We start from the raw sequence: 17,134 nt of genomic DNA, 5'->3' as shown, positions 1-17,134 counted from the left end.
AGGAAGGGACCATGTCCATGACCGAGACCGTCGCCGTCGTCCTGTTCGTCCTGGTTGCCGGCGTGGCCGTGATCGCGTGGGCGCTCGGCGACGCCGCGAGGTACCGCAAGCGTGCGCTGACGGGGGCTCACCGCGCACAGGTCCGGGAGACCAGGTCCTCCAGCAACCCGTCCATACCGCGGTCCTCGTGAACCTGGCGCTGGCGGGCCGGCTCGGTCGCGTCGGCGAGCAGCTTCTCGACGACCTCCAGAGCATCGTCGTGGCCCTCGGGCACGAGCGCTGACCGGGCGTCGCGGAGCGCGACCAGCGCCACGTCGCGCACCGGTCGGGTGGCGCCGTCCACGTCGACCACGGTCGTCTCCAGGCCGTGTCGGGCCACCCGGAAGCTGTTCTCGCCGAGGACCTCGTGAGGGAGCTCGCACCTCCGGGGATGCTCGACCGCGTGCTTCACCAGCCCCTGGGCCAGCGCGACCAACCCGGCCGCGACCTGCAGCGAGGGCTGCGCGTCCATCACCCGGATCTCGATCGTCCCCAGCGCCGGTCGCAGTCGCGCGTCCCACCAGACCTGGTTCAGGTCGTCGGTTCCGGCGGACGCGGCCGTGGCCCGCACGCGCGAGGCGTACTCCTCCCAGGTCGCCAGGTGCGGCGGCACCCCGCCTCGGGGATAGGAGCTGATGACCGCCCACCTGGTCGAGGCCAAGCCCGAGTCCCGGCCGTGCCAGAACGGCGAAGCGCCGGCGAGCGCCTGGAGGACGACGAGCCGGTGCCGGATCCCGTTGTACGCCGCCAGGGCCGCCGCGACGTCGGGCAGGCCCACGTGCACCTGGAGGGCCGAGGTGGGCGTGCGCAGCAGGCCGGCCAGGTCTCGGGCCACCTGGTCGTAGTGAGGTCCCGCAGTCAGTGCTGCGTCGCCGAACGGTGCCGCCGGGTGGACGCCGACCGCCATCGCGCGGCCGCCGGTGGCGAAGAAGGCCGAACGCATGGTTGCCAGCTGCTCCTCGACGCCGTCCGCACCGGCGCAGATGCCCGTCGCGAACTCGATCTGCGAGGCGAAGAGCTCGACGGAGACGGTGCCCGTGCCCGGCGGCACCGCCCGCCGTACCGATGCGACGGCCTCCTCGGCGCCGGAGCGCAGCAGCCCGCCCGCCTGGTCGAGGAGCACCAGCTCCTCCTCCGCCCCGACCGTGAACTCACCGCCGGGGAGGAACTCCTCGGAGGCCAGGGCGGCGGACACGGCCGGCCCGCTCAGCTCAGCAGCTTCGCGAGGTCGCACGTCCCGTGGTCGGCCTCGATCGCGGACAGCAGGTTCTCCAGGGCGGCGCGATCCAGCACGACCTCGGCGGCGACGGTCTGTTCGGGGGCCATGACCTGGCCGTACCCCGTGGTCGGCACCGCAACCGATGCGGACTGGGGCGTGCCTGGGGCGGAGTGGCAAGGTGGGCGTCGACCGGGTCGTAGGAAGGGGCGGGAATTGGTGCGCAACCGTTTCCGTGGGGAGATCGTCGGCGTCGGGAGCAGCAGCGGCGTCCGGGTGGTCGTCGGGCGGTGGACGTCCTCACCCTTGGGTGCCTTCGCCGACGTGATGGTGGAGACGGCAGCGGGGCACCGCGTCCTGCTCGCGCCCAGCGCTCAGGTCGCGGAGTTCGTGGAGTCGACGTACTCCTTCGACAGCGTGCGGATCGAGGACGTGCGCGTGGAGACGGCTCCGGACGCGTGGTCGGTGCGGTCGAGGTCGCTGGTCCTCGAGGTGACCCTCGGGAGCCGGACGTCCTTAGGTCTGCTGCTGCGCCTGGTGCCGGCGCGGATCGCGGAGAGTCCTGCCTGGTGCACGGTCACCGACCTGGTCGCGCGCGTCGTCCTGCGAGGCGTGCGTACCCGCGGTACCGCCGGAGGCGGTCGTCGGGAGTACTACGGCGCCACCGACCACCGTGCCGTGACCGCCCTGTCCGGTTCCTTCGACGGTGCGGACCTCGGCGAGCTGCGTCCGGTGCGGCCGTCGCCGCGGTTCGGGTTCTCCTCGACGCCTGCCTCGCCGTCGGTGACGCGGGTCGTCACGACGGTGTCCTGGTGAGATCTGGACGGCGGAAACCCGGGGCTGCGCCGGATGCGTAATCGCGACCCCTCTCCGGGTCCGCCGGTGCGCGGGAAGTACCCAGCGCGGAGGTGCCTAAACCACGGCTCCTGAACCCGGTGCGAGGGTCAGCCGGGTGCCCTCCAGGCGGGCGCCGGGTCCGGTCACGAAGAGCAGCTCGGCCTCCGGCTCCAGCTCGCGCGTGACGGGCTCGTCGCCGAGCGCGGCCAGCACGGTGCGCGAGCCACGCCGTAGGGTCAGCAACCCGTCGTCGTCCCTGCTCGCGCGGCCGAACGAGGGCGTCAGCAGGTCCGGCTGCGTGGCGCGCAGCTTGGCCAGCTCCTGGTACGCCGCCAGCACCCGGGCGTGCATCCCCGACCTGAGCTCGTCCCAGTCGAGTTTCGAGCGCGCGAACGTGTCGGGGTCCTGCGGGTCGGGGACCGTGGCGGGATCCCAGCCCATCCGGGCGAACTCCGCGACGCGGCCCTCGGCCACGGCACGACCCAGGTCGGCCTCCGGGTGCGAGGTGAAGAACGCGAAGGGCCGGCTGCTCGCCCACTCCTCGCCCTGGAAGAGCATCGGCGTGTACGGCGAGGTGAGCGTCAGCATCGCCAGGCAGACCAGCTGCTCTTCGTCCAGGTGCTCGGTCAGCCGGTCGCCGCGAGCGCGGTTGCCGACCTGGTCGTGGTTCTGGCTGTAGACGACCAGCCTCGAGCTCGGCGTCGTGCCGGTAGGGATCGGTCTGCCGTGGTCGCGCTCGCGGAACGAGGAGTACGTCCCGTTGTGGAAGAACCCCTCGTTGAAGACCTTGACCAGGGCGTCCTGGTCGGCGAAGTCGGCGTAGTACCCCGAGGCCTCCCCGGTGAACGCGACGCGCAGCGCGTGGTGGAAGTCGTCGCTCCACTGGGCCGTGAGGCCGTGCCCACCCTCGTCGCGGGGCGTCACCATCGCGATGTCGTTGAGGTCCGACTCGGCGATCAGCGTCAGGGGACGGCCGAGACGGGCTTGGAGGAGATCGACCTCGGCGGAGAGCTCGGCGAGGAGGTGCACCGGGGAGGCGTCCTCGAGTGCGTGCACCGCGTCGAGCCGCAGCCCGTCGACGTGGAAGTCCTGGAACCACATCAGCGCACTGTCGAGGATGAACCGACGCACCTCGTGGCTGGCCTCGCCGTCGAGGTTGATCAGGTCGCCCCAGGTGTTGCGGCCGTCGGTCTTGAGGTACGGCCCGAACCGGGGGAGGTAGTTGCCGGACGGACCGAGGTGGTTGTGGACGACGTCCTGGATGACGCCGAGCCCCGCACGGTGGCAGCCGTCGACAAAGCGGCGGTAGCCGGCCGGGCCGCCGTACGGTTCGTGGACCGCTGACCAGAGCACGCCGTCGTACCCCCAGTTGTGGGTGCCGTTGAACGCGTTGACCGGCATCAGCTCGACGAAGCCGACGCCGAGGGAGAGCAGGTGGTCGAGCTTGTCGAGCGCGGCGTCGAAGGTGCCCTCAGGGGTGAAGGTGCCTACGTGCAGCTCGTAGATCGCCGAACCCTCCAGCGGGCGGCCGGGCCAGTTGCTGTCGGTCCACGCGAAGGTGGCGGGGTCGTCGGTCCGGGAACGGCCGTGCACGCCGTCCGGCTGGCGGCGCGAGCGCGGGTCCGGGAGGACGGTCGGGTCGTCGTCGAGGAGGTAGCCGTAGTCGACCTCACCGTCGGCCACCGCCTGCGCGGGTGTCCACCAGCCGTCGTCGCCGCGGCGCATCGCGACGACGTCCCCCTCGATGCTCAGCCGGACCTGGTCGGGAACCGGCGCCCAGAGGTCGAAGCGGCCGCGTTCAGATCGGGTCATGCTGCGGCCTCCCTGACCAGGAGGGCCACGGGCAGGTCGGCGAGCAGGTCGCCGACGGGGACCGTGCCGGAGAACCGGCGGCCACCGAGCTGGTCGAACCAGTCGCCGGCAGGCAGCACGAGCTCGGTGCCCTCCCACCCGCCGCGGGCAGCGAGGCCGACCGGCAGCCGGGTGACCACGCTGATCGCGCCACCGCGGTCAAACGCGATGACGTGCTGCGCGGCGGGACCGTCGGCGACCAGCGCGACGTACCCGTCGAAGAGCTCGGGTCGGTCCCGTCGCAGACGCAGCGCGGCCCGGGTCACGGCGAGCTTCGCCACCCCGGGGTCGTCCGGGTCGGTGCCGAGCCGTGGCTCGACGTCGAGCAGCGCGGCGCGGGCGGCGAAGTCCACGGGACGGCGGTTGTCGGGGTCGACCAGGCTCTGCTCCCACAGCTCGCTGCCCTGGTAGACGTCGGGCACGCCGGGGAGAGTGAGGGTCAACAGCTTGGAGGACAGCCCGTTGCTCCAACCGGGGGCGGCGAGGACCTCGACGAGCTCGACGACGAGGGCGTGCGCGGCAGGGTCGTCCAGGAGCGCGTCGACCAGCGCGTGCACGGCCGCCTCGTACGCCGCGTCGGGCTCGGTCCAGGTGGTCCGGTCGCCCGCCTCGCGCATCGCCTTCTCGGCGTACCCGTGCAGGCGCGCGCGGAAGTCGTCCGGCAGCGCCCCGTCGGCACCACGCGCCGGCCAGGCGCCGACGACGGCCTGGATGAGCAGGTTCGCGAAGCCGGGATCGGGCGGTGAGAGCAGCGCGAACAGGTCGTCCAGGTTCCGTCCCCACAGCCCCGGCAGCTCGCTGATCGCGGTGATCCGAGCACGGACGTCCTCGCCCCGCTTGGTGTCGTGCGTGGAGCCGGCCGACATCGCCGTCGGCCAGAGGCGCTGCCGCTCCGACGCCCACAGGTGGAAGTCGTCCGGGGTGACGGCGAAGACCGACGGGTCGCCGCCGACCTCGTTGAGGGAGGTCAGCCGGGACCAGCGGTAGAACGCCGAGTCCTCGACGCCCTTGGCCATCACCATGCCGGTGGTCTGCTGAAACCGCTGGGCCGGTGCTGCGGAGGGGTCGGCGAGCACCGGGAGCAGGTCGTCCAGCACGGGAGAGAGGTCAGGGCGGTACCGACGGGCGGCGTCGAGCGCCGCGTCGAGGTGGTCGCGTCCCTCGGGCAGGTAGGACCGGTAGACCGGGAAGCAGGCCATCAGCTCGGCGACCGCATCAGCGATCTCGTCGAGCCGGCGCCCAGGCAGAACCCGTCGGACCTCGCGGGTGATCCGGTTGACCTCGGAGGCGAGGATGCCGTCGGCCACGGCGCGCTTGGAGTCGTGCACCAGCGCCGGCCAGTCCACCGCCGCGCCGCGCAACCGTGCTTCGAGCGCGTCCAGCGGCGGCTGGCCGGTGGGATCGGTGAGCACCCGGTCGACGACGCCGAGGGCGTCGTAGCCGGTCGTCCCCTGCGTCGCCCACCCCGATGGCAACGACTCGCCGGTCTCGAGGATCTTCTCCACCAGCACGTAGGCACCACCGGTGAGGTCCGCCAGGTCCTCGAGGTAGCGGCCCGGGTCGCGCAGGCCGTCGGGGTGGTCGACCCGGAGCCCGTCGACAAGTCCTTCGTCGAACCAGCGCTTGATCTCGACGTGCGAGTCGGCGAAGACGTCAGGGACCTCGACACGCACCGCGGCCAGGGTGTTCACCGCGAAGAAGCGCCGGTAGTTGAGGCCGTCGTCCGCGACGTGCCAGTTGACCAGCTCGTAGTGCTGGCGGGCGTGCACGGTGTCCGCGTCGTCGCCGTCGAGCCACGTGCCAGGAGCGATCGGGAAGCGCTGGTCGTGGTAGGCGAGCTCGCCGCCGTCGTCGGTCTCGACCAGGCGCAGGTGTGCGATCGGGCCGGCGCCCTCCGACTGGTCGTCGTCGCCGACGACGGGGATCCGGATCCGTCCGTCCCCGGCTGCCCACTCGATGTCGAACGCGTGCGCGTGGGCGGACTCCCGGCCGTGCCGGAGCACGTCCCACCACCACGGATCTTCGTGCGGGGTCGCCACCCCGACGTGGTTCGGGACGATGTCGACGAGGATGCCCATGCCGAGCTCGTGCGCCGCCTGCTCGAAGGTGGCCAGCCCGGCGGCCCCACCCCGCGACTCGTCGACGTGGTCGTGGGCGACGACGTCGTAGCCGTGGTCGCTCCCCGGCTCCGCCGCCAGCAGCGGCGAGAGGTAGACCCAGTCGACGCCGAGCTCGGCGAGGTAGGGCAGCGCCTCGGCCGCCCGGAACAGGTCGAAGGTCTCGGTGATCTGGAGCCGGTAGGTGTTCGAGGGCGTCCGGGTCATGCGTCGGCTGCCATCGCGGCCGCAGAGGCGGCGGCCGAGTCGTCGGTCTCGACCTCGGGTCCGTGGTGCTCGCGCAGGACGAGCGTCGTGCGGCTCGCCGCCGTGACCACCTCACCGGCGCGCAGCGTCCCGGCGTCGGCGAGCGACCCCCCGGTGTCGATGACGACCTCCCACTCCTCGGCGTACTCGCCGGGCGGCAGGGTCAGCTCGACGTCATCGCCGGCGTTGAAGTAGAGCAGGAAGTGGTCGTCGAGGATGGGTTCGCCACGGGCGTCGCGGCCGGCGATGCCGTGTCCGTTCAGGTACATGCCGAGCGTCGCCGAGCCGTCCTGCCAGTCGTCGTCCTCCATCGGTCGGCCGTCGGGGTGGAGCCAGACGATGTCGTTGAGGCGGTCGCCGGCACGCACGGAGGTGCCGGTGAAGAACCGCTGCCGACGGAAGGTCGGGTGCTCCCGGCGCAGCTTGGCCAGCGACACGGTGAACTCCAGCAGCGGGGTGTCGACGTTCTCCCACGGCATCCAGGCGATCTCGGAGTCCTGCGCGTAGGTGTTGTTGTTGCCGTGCTGGGTGCGCCCCAGCTCGTCGCCGTGCAGCAGCATCGGCACGCCCTGGCTCAGCAGCAGGGTGACCAGGAAGTTGCGCTGGTCCCGCGCCCGGGCCTCGAGGATCGCGGGGTCGTCGGTAGGCCCCTCGACCCCGTGGTTCCAGGACCGGTTGTCGTCGGCACCGTCGTTCCCGTCCTCGCCGTTGGCCTCGTTGTGCTTCTGGTCGTAGGAGACCAGGTCGTGCAGCGTGAACCCGTCGTGGGCGGTGATGAAGTTGATGCTGGCGACCGGTCGTCGCCCGGAGTGCTCGTAGAGGTCCGCCGAGCCGGCGACCCGGCTGGCGAACTCCCCGAGAGCCGGCTCGCCGCGCCAGAAGTCGCGCACGGTGTCGCGGTAGGCGCCGTTCCACTCGGTCCACTGCGGCGGGAAGTTGCCGACCTGGTACCCACCGGGCCCGACGTCCCACGGTTCGGCGATCAGCTTCACCTGGCTGACCACCGGGTCCTGCTGCACCAGCTCGAAGAAGGTCGCCAGCCTGTCGACCTCGTAGAACTCCCGCGCCAGGGTCGAGGCCAGGTCGAAGCGGAACCCGTCGACGTGCATCTCGGTGACCCAGTAGCGCAAGGAGTCCATCAGCAGCTGCAGCGAGTGCGGGTGCCCGACGTTGAGGGAGTTCCCGGTGCCGGTGTAGTCCATGTAGTACTGCCGGTCGTCGGCCACCAGCTGGTAGTAGGCGGCGTTGTCGATGCCCTTGAAGCTGAGCGTCGGACCGAGGTGGTTGCCCTCGGCGGTGTGGTTGTAGACCACGTCGAGGATGACCTCGATGCCGGCCGCGTGCATGGCCTTCACCATCGACTTGAACTCCTGCACCTGCTGCCCCGGAACCGCCACGGCGGCCGCCGAGGCGTAGCCCGCGTGCGGCGCGAAGAAGCCGAGCGTGTTGTAGCCCCAGTAGTTGCGGAGCCCCTTCTGGGTGAGCACGTCGTCGTGCACGAACTGGTGGACGGGCATCAGCTCGATCGCAGTCACGCCCAGACGGTTCAGGTGGTCGGTCACCGCCTGGTGCGCGAGCCCGGCGTACGTGCCGCGGAGGTCCTCCGGCACGGCGGGGTGGAGCTGGGTGAGGCCCTTCACGTGCGCTTCGTAGATCACCGTCTCGGCGTACGGGACCCGCGGGCGGCGGTCGCCCTCCCAGTCGAAGTACGGGTTGACCACGACGCCCAGCACCATCTGGTCCGCGGAGTCGTCGTCGTTGCGCTCCTCGGGCGCGTCGAAGCGGTAGGAGAACAGGCTGGGGTCCCAGGCGATGTCCCCGGCGGTGGCCTTGGCGTAGGGGTCGAGCAGCAGCTTGCTCGGGTTGCAGCGGAGGCCCTGAGCGGGGTCCCACGGGCCGTGCACCCGGTAGCCGTAGAGCTGCCCGGGCTGCACCTGGGGAAGGTAGGCGTGCCAGACGAAGCCGTCGACCTCGGTCAGGGGTACCCGGGTCTCGCTCCGGCGCCCGTCGGCATCGACGTCGAAGAGGCAGAGCTCGACCTTCTCCGCGACCTCGCTGAAGAGGGCGAAGTTGGTTCCGCTGCCGTCGAAGGTGGCACCGAGCGGGTACGCCGCTCCGGGCCAGGTGGTCACCGTGTTCACAGGGCCGTTGTCCAAGGCCGTTCTCCAAGCGTCGGGTGGGTTCTCGTACCCGCGCCAAGGGTTCTCACGCAGTGGCGAGGCCCACTCCGGCGAACGACCGGAGCTCCTCCAGGCCCGGCCGCGGGTCCCACCGGTCCCAGGCGTCCCTGCGGAGTCGGTGCGCCTGCGCCAGCAGCTCTCGCCAGGACGCCGGCCCGGAGGGCTCGGCCGTGACGATCGCGGCGCCGGTGCGGGCGGCGACGTCCGCCAGGAACCTCTGCGACGCAGGCGCTCCCGCCGGTACGACGAGCACCGCCGGGGTCCGGGTCGCGGCCGCTGCAGCGAGGTTGGAAGAGGTGGCCGCGCACACGACGACATCCGCGCCCGCGAGACGGTCCCACAGGGGCTCGAACGGCTGCAGCAGGTCGCGTTCGGGTGCGAACCACCAGGCCCACCGCGATGCACCGAGGACGACGTCCCGTCGTTCCCGTGGTCCGGGTCCGCCGCCGCTGGCCGAGAGCACCACGCAGCTCGGGCGCTGCGGGGTGGGCAGCGACCCGGTCGTCAGCCGCGCCGCTGCCGATGACGCCGCCCATCCGAGCGCGCCCAGGTGGATCGTGGGGGCCGGCGCCTGCGTCGCCGGCCGAGGTGGACCGGGCGCCCACGGCGCCAAGACCAGGTCTGCCGTCGCGTACGCCGCCCCGTCGGTCCCGGGTTCTGCCAGCACCGCGGTCGGGACGTCCAGCTCGCGCACGGCGAGCACGTGCTCGACCGGGCCGTCGACGATCACCAGGTCGGGCTGGTGCGTCGTGGTCCAGTCGGCCCAGGAGGCGGGCTCATCGCCGCCGACCTGGGCCCACGGCCCGGGCCAACCCCACGGCACGGGCGCAGGCGAGACCACGGTGGTCTCCGGCGGCATCGCTGCGATCACGGCACGGGCCCTGTCGAGTGCCGCAGGCCTCGAGCGGTGCAGGTAGTAGGCGAGCATCGTCGGACTCTCGTCGGGCTCCGGGGAGGGTGGCCGCGACGCAGGCTGTACTACGTCGGCCCCGAGGTACCCGGAACGGCCCGCACCATGCTCATGCGCATTCCAGGGCGGGGTACTCCATCTCCGTGTACTTCGACTTCGAACCTTGCCGCGAGTGCGGGTCCGAGGTGCGCCTTCGCACCGCGGAGCCGGTGGACGTCGCTAACGTGGACGGGCCGGTCGGCCCTGAGGACGGCTTCGTCGGGGGTGGGGATCCGACGGTCGACGACCGGATCTGCGTCAACCCGGACTGCCCTACCAACCGGACCGGTCCGTCGGAACCGCCTACTCCGTGACGTCGGAGGTCCACGCCAGGCCACGCTGCAGCGCCACGCGCACCTGCTCCGGGACGGTCAGCCTGCCGCGCTGGATCTCGCCCAGGGCCAGGGCGCAGAAGGTCGCGGTGTCGTCCGCGGCGTAGTGCACCATCTCGTCGGCGTCCGGTCCCAGCTGGTCGCGGATCAGGTTCATCAGAGTCGTGACGAGCTCGGGGTCCTCGAGGCCGCGAGCTCGGTCGGCGCGGGGGTCGGGCACGTGCAGGCTCCTGGGTCGGGGTGAAGGGACGAGCCCACCCCGGGCCGAGTCCCGGGGTGGGCGCGAGGAGTGGGTGGGATCAGGCCGACAGCGCGGGCGCCTCGCTCGGGCCCTGGTGAGCGACCTCGATCTTGCGCGGCTTGGCCTTCTCGGCGACCGGGATGGTCAGGCGCAGGACGCCGTCGGCGTACGACGCCTCGATGCGCTCGAGGTCGAGGTTGTCCCCGAGGATGAGCTGACGGCTGAAGTGACCCCGCGGACGCTCGCTGGCAAGTGCCTCCCAGTCCCCGTTGCGGGCGAAGCGCTCCGCGCGGACGGTGAGGACGTTGCGCTCGACGTCGAGGTCGATGCTGTCCTTCGCGACGCCGGGCAGGTCGAACTCCACCACGAAGGTGTCGCCCTCCCGCCAGGCGTCCATCGGCATGACCGCAGGACGGTTCGTCGTGCCCAGGAGCTGCTGGGTGATGCGGTCGAGGTCACGGAACGGGTCAGCGGTGCGCAGAAGCATGATGTCCTCCTTTGTTCATGTCGGCTGCCAGATCTGTGCTGGCTGGTATAGGTTTTATGTAGCACAAGGAACATCTTCCAGACAAGAAGCCCGGTGATGGAGAACTCCAAGAAACCTCTGTACGCGATCTCGGTCGCGGCGGACCTGGCAGACACGAGCATCCAGAACCTCCGCGCGTACGAGCGCTACGGCCTCGTCGAGCCCGGGAGGACCGAGGGGGGCACCCGCCGGTACAGCGGCGACGACGTGGCACGGCTGCTGCACATCCGCGAGCTGCTCGACGACGGCCTCAACCTTGCCGGAATCGAGCGCGTCCTGGCCCTCGAGGCCGAGGTGGCAGGCCTGCGGGCGGCGGCACTCAAGCGTCGCTGACGCATAGCCGCCGTGCGCGCGGGTACCTCGTCGGCATGACTGATCAAGCCGCTGAGCGCGAAGCAATCCAGGCCGTCGTCGACCGGGTCACCGCCTGGCAGCACGGCGCCACCGAGGGCACCGTCGAGGCGGAGCTCCGCAAGGGCCTCGACGAGGCAGGCGTGACCCTCGACGACGGGGACGTCCGGGCGCTCGTCGAAGCCATCGAGGCCGACGGTGGTCCGGTGGACGTCGAGGCGGACACCGACGTCCCGTGACCTCGGCCGACGCCGTCGTCGTCGGGGCCGGCCCCAACGGACTGGTCGCCGCCAACGCCCTGGCGGACGCGGGCTGGTCGGTGGTGCTGCTCGAGGCGAACGACGTCGTGGGCGGAGCGGTGCGGACCGCCGAGGTGACCGCGCCCGGCTTCCGCAACGACCTGTTCAGTGCGTTCTACCCGCTCGCTGCGGCCTCCCCGGTGATCGCCGGGCTCGACCTGCAGGACCACGGTCTCTCCTGGACCCAGGCGCCGACCGTGCTGACCCACGTCTTCCCCGACGGCGGAAGCGCCTCGTTGCAGCGCACCCCGGAGTCGACCGCTGCCGCGCTGGAGCGCGACGCGCCGGGAGACGGTGATGCCTGGCTGGCCCTGGTCGCCGACTGGCAGCGCGTGCGCGGTCCGCTGCTCGACGCGCTGTTCACGCCGTTTCCCCCGGTGCGTGCCGTCACGCGGATGCTCCGCCGCCTCGGCACCGCCGACACTCTGGAGTTCGCGCGGCTCGGCGTCCTCCCCGTGCGGCGCCTGGGGGACGAGCTGTTCGCCGGCCGGGGTGCGCCCGCGCTGCTGACCGGGAACGCGATGCACTCCGACGTCGGCCCGGACGCGGCCGGCAGCGGCCTGTTCGGCTGGCTGCTCTGCATGCTCGGGCAGGACGTCGGGTTCCCGGTCCCCGTCGGAGGTGCCCAGTCGTTGGCCGACGCGCTGGCTGCTCGGTTGCGCTCCCGGGGCGGTGAGATCCGCACGGGGGCCCGGGTCGCCTCCATCGAGATCAGCAGCAGCCGTGCCAGTGGCGTCCGGCTCGTGGGTGGCGAGCGGATCGGCGCCGGGAAGGCGGTCCTCGCCGACGTCGACGCGCCGACCCTGTACGCCGACCTCGTCGGCCTGGCGCACCTGCCGGCCGGGTTCGCCGTAGCGCTGGACCGCTTCCACTGGGACAACCCCACCCTGAAGCTCAACTGGGCGCTCGGTGGGCCGGTGCCGTGGACCGCGGCGGACGCGCACCCTGCGGGCACCGTGCACCTCGGGGTCGACGTGGACGGGTTCGTGGACCACGCCGCTGACCTCTCCACGGGTCGGCTGCCCCGCAACCCGTTCGTGCTGTTCGGCCAGATGACCACGGCGGACGCCACGCGCTCGCCCGCGGGGACCGAGAGCGCCTGGGCCTACACCCATCTCCCGCGAGCCGTCGCCGAGGACGCGGCAGCGGTGAGCGTGCTCGTGGACCGCGTCCGTCGGGAGATCGAGGATCAGGCGCCCGGCTTCGGCGATCTCGTGCTGGCCGAGCACGTGCAACGGCCGGACGACCTCGAGGCGGCGGATAGCAACCTCGTCTCCGGAGCGATCAACGCCGGCACCTCGAACCTGCACCAGCAGCTGGTCTTCCGTCCCACCTCAGGACTCGGCCGTCCGGAGACCCCGGTCGAGGGGCTCTACCTCGCCGGCGCCTCGGCGCATCCCGGCGGAGGCGTGCACGGTGCCTGCGGGTGGAACGCCGCACGGGCGGCGCTGCACGGGTCGGGCGCGGCGCGCAAGCGCCTCCTGCGCAGTGCCTGGGGTCGACTGCTCAGCGACCCTCAGCGATGAACGCCAGCCGTCGCAGGGCCTCCCGGTTGCGCGGCGCGATCGCGAGCTGACGCAACGGCCTGGGCATCAGAACGCCCGGCCCCTCGATGGCGTCCTCCCGGATGTGGACCCGCGAGGTCGGGCCGCGGTCCTCGACCTCGACGACCACCTCGGCGGCGCCCGCGGGCCAACCGCGGGCCTTCAGGGTGATCATCCGGCCGGGCTCGACCGCGAGCACCTCGGTGCTGTCGTCGAGCAGCAACGGCCAGTTGCCGACCGAGTGGTGCAGCTGCGCGCCGACGGACGGCCAGTGGTCGTCCACGTCGCGCATGCGCGCGGCGCCGACGACCCACAGCGGGTAGAGCCATCCGTCGGACAGCACGTCCCAGACGGTCGCGGCCGGGACTGCGACGTCCCTGGTGATGGTCACGACTCCAGCGGTACTCATGCGTGGGTCCTCTCAGCGGCGGAGACGAACAGGTTGCCCGCGTGGTCGACGACGGGGGCATCAGCGAGAGCGAGCCGGGACATCAGCGGTCCGACGATCCGGTCGTAGACGGCGGGGAAGGCCCGGAAGCCGAGGGACATGACCGGGTTCAGTAGACCGACCGAGCGCTCCCGGCGGGGGGTGGTCGAGCAGGGCGACCGTGGCGCGAGCCACCTTCTCGGCGTCGTCGACGGGCGGAGGCGGCTTGCCCTGGACACCGAGGTAGGACGCGGCCTTCTCGTAGATCGTCGTGTCGACACCACCGGGCTCGACCAGGCTGACGCGGTGCCCGCCGCGGGCCTGCTCGGCCTGGAGGCAGCGGACGAGGCCGTGCACGGCCCACTTGCTCGCGACGTACGGCGAGAGGTACGGCGTGCTGATCCGGCCGACGACCGATCCGAAGAGGATCAGGTTGCCGGTCAGCTCGTGGGCGTCGAAGTGGCGCAGGGCGGAGCGGGCGACGTTCGCGGTGCCGCCCACGTTGATGTCGAAGAGCCGGTCGAACGACGCGGCCGGGATCTCCTCGAACCGTCCGTACGCCGCGACACCGGCGGCGTGCACGACGGTGTCGACCGGGCCGATCTCGGCGCTAGCGGTCGTGAAGGCCTCCTCGATCGCGTCGGCGTCGGACACGTCGGCGGTGATGACCAGCGCCTCCGGGCTCCCCGTGCGCAGGCAGGCGCGGCGGAGCACCTCGAGCTCGGCGGTCCGGCGGGCGAGCAGCACCAGCGAGTCCCCGCGCGCCGCGAGCTGGAGCGCCGTCTCCCGCCCGATGCCGCTGGAGGCGCCGGTGACGAGGACAACCCGGCCCGCTCCTGCGGCGCCGGTGCCGGGGCCGGCTCCTGTGCTGGCGTCGGTCATGCGAACCGCTCCCACACCCGGTGCTCGGCGAGCAGCTTCGCGACCTCGCCGAGCACGGCGCTCGCGCTCGAACCCGTCACAACTCCCGGCGCGGCGGCGTCGACCCCGGCGAGCTCGAGAGCCGTGGCGCCGCTGCCCCAGGCGCCGATCGCCTTGGCGTGCCGGAAGCACTCCTGCACGAGGAGGGTGACCCGCGGGTCGAGCAGGACCTCCGTCTCGGCGCCGGCCTTGGCGTCGCGAACGGCCTTGGCGTCCGCTCCGGGTGCGGGCGCGCCGGCCAGCAGCAGCACGTCGTACTCGACCGACCGGGTGGCGGCGAAGGTCCGCTGCACCGGCATCCCGCCGTACTCGCCACCACGGGCCGCCACGACGAGCGGGACCATGCCGGCGGCCTTGACCTCGGTGACCACCGACTTCAGCCCGCGTGCGGGGGCGTCGACGTCGACCACGATGCCGACGATGCGGCCGTCCACGGGCCAGGACCCCCCGAGCTGGGTGAGGGCGGGGCTCGGGTCGGAGTCGAGCAGCGTGATGCTCGGACCCGGCGCCGCGAGCCCCAGGCCCGAGGCCACCTGCTCGGCCAGGTCCGGATCGATGTTGGCCAGTGCTGCGAGCTGGCGCTCCTTGATCGTCTGCTCGTAGCAGCGGGACAGCTCGAAGGTGTACGCCGCGACGATGTGTTCCTGCTCGGTCGGCGTCATGCTGAGCCAGAACTGCCGGGGCTGGCTGAAGTGGTCCTCGAAGGAGGCCGGGAGGTCGCGGACCTTGACCGCCTCCGGGACCCGCGCCGCGACGTCGAGGAACGCCCGGTCCTTGGGGCCGGCCGCCAGGAAGGGGCAACCCCCGTCGAGGGAGTTCGGACGGTACGGCGCCACTCCGGTGTGCACGGCGTGCTGGTGGAAACCGTCGCGCAGCATGTCGTTGACCGGGGCGTGCGGACGGTTGATCGGGATCTGGTTGAAGTTCGGGCCACCCAGGCGGGTCAGCTGGGTGTCGATGTAGGAGAAGAGGCGCACCTGCAGCAGCGGGTCGTTGGTGACGTCGATGCCGGGCACGAGGTTGCCCGGGTGGAAGGCGACCTGCTCGGTCTCGGCGAAGTAGTTGGTGGGGTTCGCCGTCAGCGTGAGCAGGCCGACCGCCTGCACGGGGGCGAGCTCCTCCGGGACGAGCTTGGTCGGGTCCAGCAGGTCGATGCCGGCGAAGGTCTCGTCCTCGGTGTCCGGGAACACCTGGAGGCCGAGCTCCCACTGCGGGTAGGCGCCCGACTCGATCGCGTCGGCCAGGTCGCGGCGGTGGTAGTCCGGGTCGATGCCACCGAGCAGCTGCGCCTCCTCCCAGGTCACCGAGTGCACGCCGAGGACGGGCTTCCAGTGGAACTTCACCAGCGAGGTGGCTCCTTCGGCGTTGACCAGCCGGAAGGTGTGCACCCCGAAGCCCTCCATCGTCCGGTAGGAGCGGGGGATACCGCGGTCGGACATGTTCCACAGCGTGTGGTGCTGGGCCTCGGTGTGCAGCGAGACGAAGTCCCAGAAGGTGTCGTGGGCGCTCTGCGCCTGCGGGATCTCCCGGTCGGGGTGCGGCTTGGCGGCGTGCACGATGTCGGGGAACTTGATCCCGTCCTGGACGAAGAACACGGGGATGTTGTTGCCGACGAGGTCGAAGGTGCCCTCGGCGGTGTAGAACTTCGTCGCGAAGCCGCGGGTGTCGCGCACCGAGTCGGCCGAGCCGCGCGAGCCGAGCACGGTGGAGAAGCGGACGAACACCGGCGTCTCGACGTTGCGGCCGAGGAAGCCGGCGCTCGTGACCGGCTTGGCGTTGCCGTAACCCACGAACACGCCGTGCGCTCCGGCACCGCGGGCGTGCACCGCCCGCTCGGGGATGCGCTCGTGGTCGAAGTGGGTGATCTTCTCGCGCAGGTGGTGGTCCTGCAGGAGTGTCGGTCCGCGCTCGCCGGCCTTCAACGAGTGGTCGGTGTCGCGCAGCCGGACTCCCACGGAGGTCGTCAGGAAGGCGCCCTGCTGGGCACGGCCGTCGGCGCTACCGGCAGACCCGCCGGTGGCTGTGACCGCCGCGGGCGCGGCCTGGTCGGGCTTCTGGCCGAGCGGCTCCTTCGGCCGCGTCGGTTCGTCGTACGACGGCGGCGCCGGGGCGGGCACCCCGGGGATGCCGGTGCCCGGTTTCCCGGTGACGCTGCGCAGAGCAGCCTCCGCCGCCTGCTCCACGATGTTCTTGCCCGCGCGCTTGATCGCCTGCACTGCCTTGCCGGTCGCTGCCATGGGTCCTCCGTCGGTAGACGGGCTCGGTACCCGGAGCACCTCGGGACAATCAGGCGCGGTTCTCCGGCGTCGGGACCGGGGTGCTCCAGCGCTCGCGACGCTCGGCGTCGGACTGCTCCCACCACGGGTCACCGCGCTCGCCGAGGGCGACCTTGGCGGCGTGCACCCCGGCGCGGGCGGTCGGCTCCTCGCCCGTACCGCGGGTGCGTCGCACCTCGCGCCGCCACGCCATCAGCAGGTGCACCAGCTCGTCGCGCCGCTCCTCGGGAATCGCAGGATCGGTGGCACGCCACCGGCGTCCGTCGATGACGAGGTAGCGGTCGTCGGCGCTATCTTCCGGAGGCACGTCTGTGCGGTGCCCGGGCGTACGGCGACCGAAACGAGGTTGGGGTGCCGCGGCACGATGAGGGCATGAGCGATCCCGACCCGGTCGACCGCGCCCTCGAACGATCCATCCTCGACCTGCTCGCCGTGCGTGGACCGGCCAAGACGATCTGCGTGTCCGAAGCCGCGCGGGCCGTGCACGCCGCGCGGGGCGGAGAGGGCGAGGGGTGGCGGGAGCTGATGGAGCCTGCACGACAGGCAGCAGGGCGTCTCGTCGAGACCGGTGAGGTCGTGATCACCCAGCGGGGCACGCTGGTCGACCTCGAGACCGTCTCCGGACCGATCAGGGTGGGCCTTCGGCAACCCGGGGTGTAGGTTGGAGGTGCAGTACTGGTCCTCGCGTTCCCGCCCTCTGTGGTTGGTGGAATCTCAGGTGCGCAGGGACTTGTGAGTTCAGGAGCACGCACGGCCTAACCTGCCGCGGCCTGGATTCCGAT

At 72.0% G+C, this 17,134-nt stretch carries 17 protein-coding genes; 6 read left to right on the top strand and 11 right to left on the bottom strand.

Annotation, left to right across the window (positions count from 1 at the left end; translation table 11 throughout):
- Positions 1-11 precede the first annotated feature (11 nt).
- Positions 12-191 (top strand): hypothetical protein, encoded by a 180-nt coding sequence (locus ABIE44_RS07560; protein WP_209719970.1) that lies wholly within the window; start codon positions 12-14, stop codon positions 189-191.
- On the opposite strand, the gene ABIE44_RS07555 is transcribed toward ABIE44_RS07560, so the two are convergent.
- Positions 128-1,234 carry a carboxylate-amine ligase gene (locus tag ABIE44_RS07555; protein ID WP_209719973.1) on the bottom strand — a complete coding sequence of 369 codons (1,107 nt, stop codon included), beginning with the start codon at positions 1,232-1,234 and terminating at the stop codon, positions 128-130. The two genes, ABIE44_RS07560 and ABIE44_RS07555, sit on opposite strands and share 64 nt — an antisense overlap.
- A gap of 240 nt (positions 1,235-1,474) precedes the next feature.
- On the opposite strand from ABIE44_RS07555, the gene ABIE44_RS07550 reads away from it, so the two are divergent.
- The gene (locus ABIE44_RS07550; protein ID WP_209719976.1) at positions 1,475-2,071 is read left to right on the top strand and encodes a hypothetical protein; all 597 of its coding nucleotides are present in this window, start codon (positions 1,475-1,477) and stop codon (positions 2,069-2,071) included.
- Between the two features lie 96 nt (positions 2,072-2,167).
- On the opposite strand, the gene treZ is transcribed toward ABIE44_RS07550, so the two are convergent.
- The 6 genes from treZ to ABIE44_RS07520 form a co-directional block, all read right to left on the bottom strand.
- Positions 2,168-3,904, bottom strand: a complete 1,737-nt coding sequence (gene treZ / locus ABIE44_RS07545) for a malto-oligosyltrehalose trehalohydrolase (RefSeq protein WP_209719978.1) — start codon at positions 3,902-3,904, stop codon at positions 2,168-2,170.
- Entirely contained in the window at positions 3,901-6,267 is a 2,367-nt protein-coding gene (gene treY / locus ABIE44_RS07540; protein WP_209719981.1) for a malto-oligosyltrehalose synthase, read from the bottom strand. The genes treZ and treY overlap by 4 nt, the downstream gene beginning before the upstream one ends.
- Positions 6,264-8,462, bottom strand: a complete 2,199-nt coding sequence (gene glgX / locus ABIE44_RS07535) for a glycogen debranching protein GlgX (protein WP_502912723.1) — start codon at positions 8,460-8,462, stop codon at positions 6,264-6,266. Before glgX ends, treY begins: the two co-directional genes overlap by 4 nt.
- 49 nt (positions 8,463-8,511) lie before the next feature.
- The gene (locus ABIE44_RS07530) at positions 8,512-9,414 is read right to left on the bottom strand and encodes a hypothetical protein (RefSeq protein ID WP_209719985.1); all 903 of its coding nucleotides are present in this window, start codon (positions 9,412-9,414) and stop codon (positions 8,512-8,514) included.
- Between the two features lie 324 nt (positions 9,415-9,738).
- Positions 9,739-9,987 (bottom strand): hypothetical protein, encoded by a 249-nt coding sequence (locus tag ABIE44_RS07525; RefSeq protein ID WP_209719988.1) that lies wholly within the window; start codon positions 9,985-9,987, stop codon positions 9,739-9,741.
- A gap of 79 nt (positions 9,988-10,066) precedes the next feature.
- Positions 10,067-10,495, bottom strand: a complete 429-nt coding sequence (locus tag ABIE44_RS07520) for an Hsp20/alpha crystallin family protein (RefSeq protein WP_209719992.1) — start codon at positions 10,493-10,495, stop codon at positions 10,067-10,069.
- Positions 10,496-10,591: 96 nt separating this feature from the next.
- On the opposite strand from ABIE44_RS07520, the gene ABIE44_RS07515 reads away from it, so the two are divergent.
- The 3 genes from ABIE44_RS07515 to ABIE44_RS07505 are packed head-to-tail and all read left to right on the top strand — an operon-like array spanning position 10,592 to position 12,710.
- Positions 10,592-10,867, top strand: coding sequence for a MerR family transcriptional regulator (locus tag ABIE44_RS07515; protein ID WP_209719996.1), 276 nt, complete (start codon positions 10,592-10,594; stop codon positions 10,865-10,867).
- Positions 10,868-10,902: 35 nt separating this feature from the next.
- Positions 10,903-11,124, top strand: coding sequence for a hypothetical protein (locus ABIE44_RS07510; RefSeq protein WP_209719999.1), 222 nt, complete (start codon positions 10,903-10,905; stop codon positions 11,122-11,124).
- The gene (locus tag ABIE44_RS07505; RefSeq protein ID WP_209720002.1) at positions 11,121-12,710 is read left to right on the top strand and encodes a phytoene desaturase family protein; all 1,590 of its coding nucleotides are present in this window, start codon (positions 11,121-11,123) and stop codon (positions 12,708-12,710) included. Before ABIE44_RS07510 ends, ABIE44_RS07505 begins: the two co-directional genes overlap by 4 nt.
- Here the strand turns inward: ABIE44_RS07505 and ABIE44_RS07500 are convergent.
- The 4 genes from ABIE44_RS07500 to ABIE44_RS07485 are packed head-to-tail and all read right to left on the bottom strand — an operon-like array spanning position 12,691 to position 16,659.
- Positions 12,691-13,137, bottom strand: a complete 447-nt coding sequence (locus ABIE44_RS07500; protein WP_209720005.1) for an SRPBCC family protein — start codon at positions 13,135-13,137, stop codon at positions 12,691-12,693. The two genes, ABIE44_RS07505 and ABIE44_RS07500, sit on opposite strands and share 20 nt — an antisense overlap.
- 60 nt (positions 13,138-13,197) lie before the next feature.
- Positions 13,198-14,037, bottom strand: coding sequence for an SDR family NAD(P)-dependent oxidoreductase (locus ABIE44_RS07495; protein WP_354437916.1), 840 nt, complete (start codon positions 14,035-14,037; stop codon positions 13,198-13,200).
- Entirely contained in the window at positions 14,034-16,313 is a 2,280-nt protein-coding gene (locus ABIE44_RS07490) for a catalase (RefSeq protein ID WP_209720011.1), read from the bottom strand. Before ABIE44_RS07490 ends, ABIE44_RS07495 begins: the two co-directional genes overlap by 4 nt.
- Before the next feature lie 49 nt (positions 16,314-16,362).
- Entirely contained in the window at positions 16,363-16,659 is a 297-nt protein-coding gene (locus tag ABIE44_RS07485; protein WP_209720014.1) for a hypothetical protein, read from the bottom strand.
- Positions 16,660-16,724: 65 nt separating this feature from the next.
- Between ABIE44_RS07485 and ABIE44_RS07480 the strand changes: the two genes are divergently transcribed.
- Positions 16,725-17,012, top strand: a complete 288-nt coding sequence (locus ABIE44_RS07480; protein WP_209720017.1) for a DUF3253 domain-containing protein — start codon at positions 16,725-16,727, stop codon at positions 17,010-17,012.
- The last annotated feature ends 122 nt before the right edge of the window (positions 17,013-17,134 follow it).

The sequence above is a fragment of the Marmoricola sp. OAE513 genome (genome assembly GCF_040546585.1).
Taxonomy (GTDB): domain Bacteria; phylum Actinomycetota; class Actinomycetes; order Propionibacteriales; family Nocardioidaceae; genus Marmoricola.
The sequence above is the reverse complement of the archived record's forward strand: the minus strand, read 5'-3'. Positions and strand labels throughout refer to the sequence as shown.

Excerpts from the sequence above, each read along its gene's own strand:
- ABIE44_RS07560 (WP_209719970.1), top strand. The coding sequence starts at position 12 with ATGTCCATGACCGAGACCGTCGCCGTCGTCCTGTTCGTCCTGGTTGCC.
- treZ (WP_209719978.1), bottom strand. The coding sequence starts at position 3,904 with ATGACCCGATCTGAACGCGGCCGCTTCGACCTCTGGGCGCCGGTTCCC.
- treY (WP_209719981.1), bottom strand. The coding sequence starts at position 6,267 with ATGACCCGGACGCCCTCGAACACCTACCGGCTCCAGATCACCGAGACC.
- ABIE44_RS07530 (WP_209719985.1), bottom strand. The coding sequence starts at position 9,414 with ATGCTCGCCTACTACCTGCACCGCTCGAGGCCTGCGGCACTCGACAGG.
- ABIE44_RS07520 (WP_209719992.1), bottom strand. The coding sequence starts at position 10,495 with ATGCTTCTGCGCACCGCTGACCCGTTCCGTGACCTCGACCGCATCACC.
- ABIE44_RS07515 (WP_209719996.1), top strand. The coding sequence starts at position 10,592 with ATGGAGAACTCCAAGAAACCTCTGTACGCGATCTCGGTCGCGGCGGAC.
- ABIE44_RS07510 (WP_209719999.1), top strand. The coding sequence starts at position 10,903 with ATGACTGATCAAGCCGCTGAGCGCGAAGCAATCCAGGCCGTCGTCGAC.
- ABIE44_RS07500 (WP_209720005.1), bottom strand. The coding sequence starts at position 13,137 with ATGAGTACCGCTGGAGTCGTGACCATCACCAGGGACGTCGCAGTCCCG.
- ABIE44_RS07495 (WP_354437916.1), bottom strand. The coding sequence starts at position 14,037 with ATGACCGACGCCAGCACAGGAGCCGGCCCCGGCACCGGCGCCGCAGGA.
- ABIE44_RS07490 (WP_209720011.1), bottom strand. The coding sequence starts at position 16,313 with ATGGCAGCGACCGGCAAGGCAGTGCAGGCGATCAAGCGCGCGGGCAAG.
- ABIE44_RS07480 (WP_209720017.1), top strand. The coding sequence starts at position 16,725 with ATGAGCGATCCCGACCCGGTCGACCGCGCCCTCGAACGATCCATCCTC.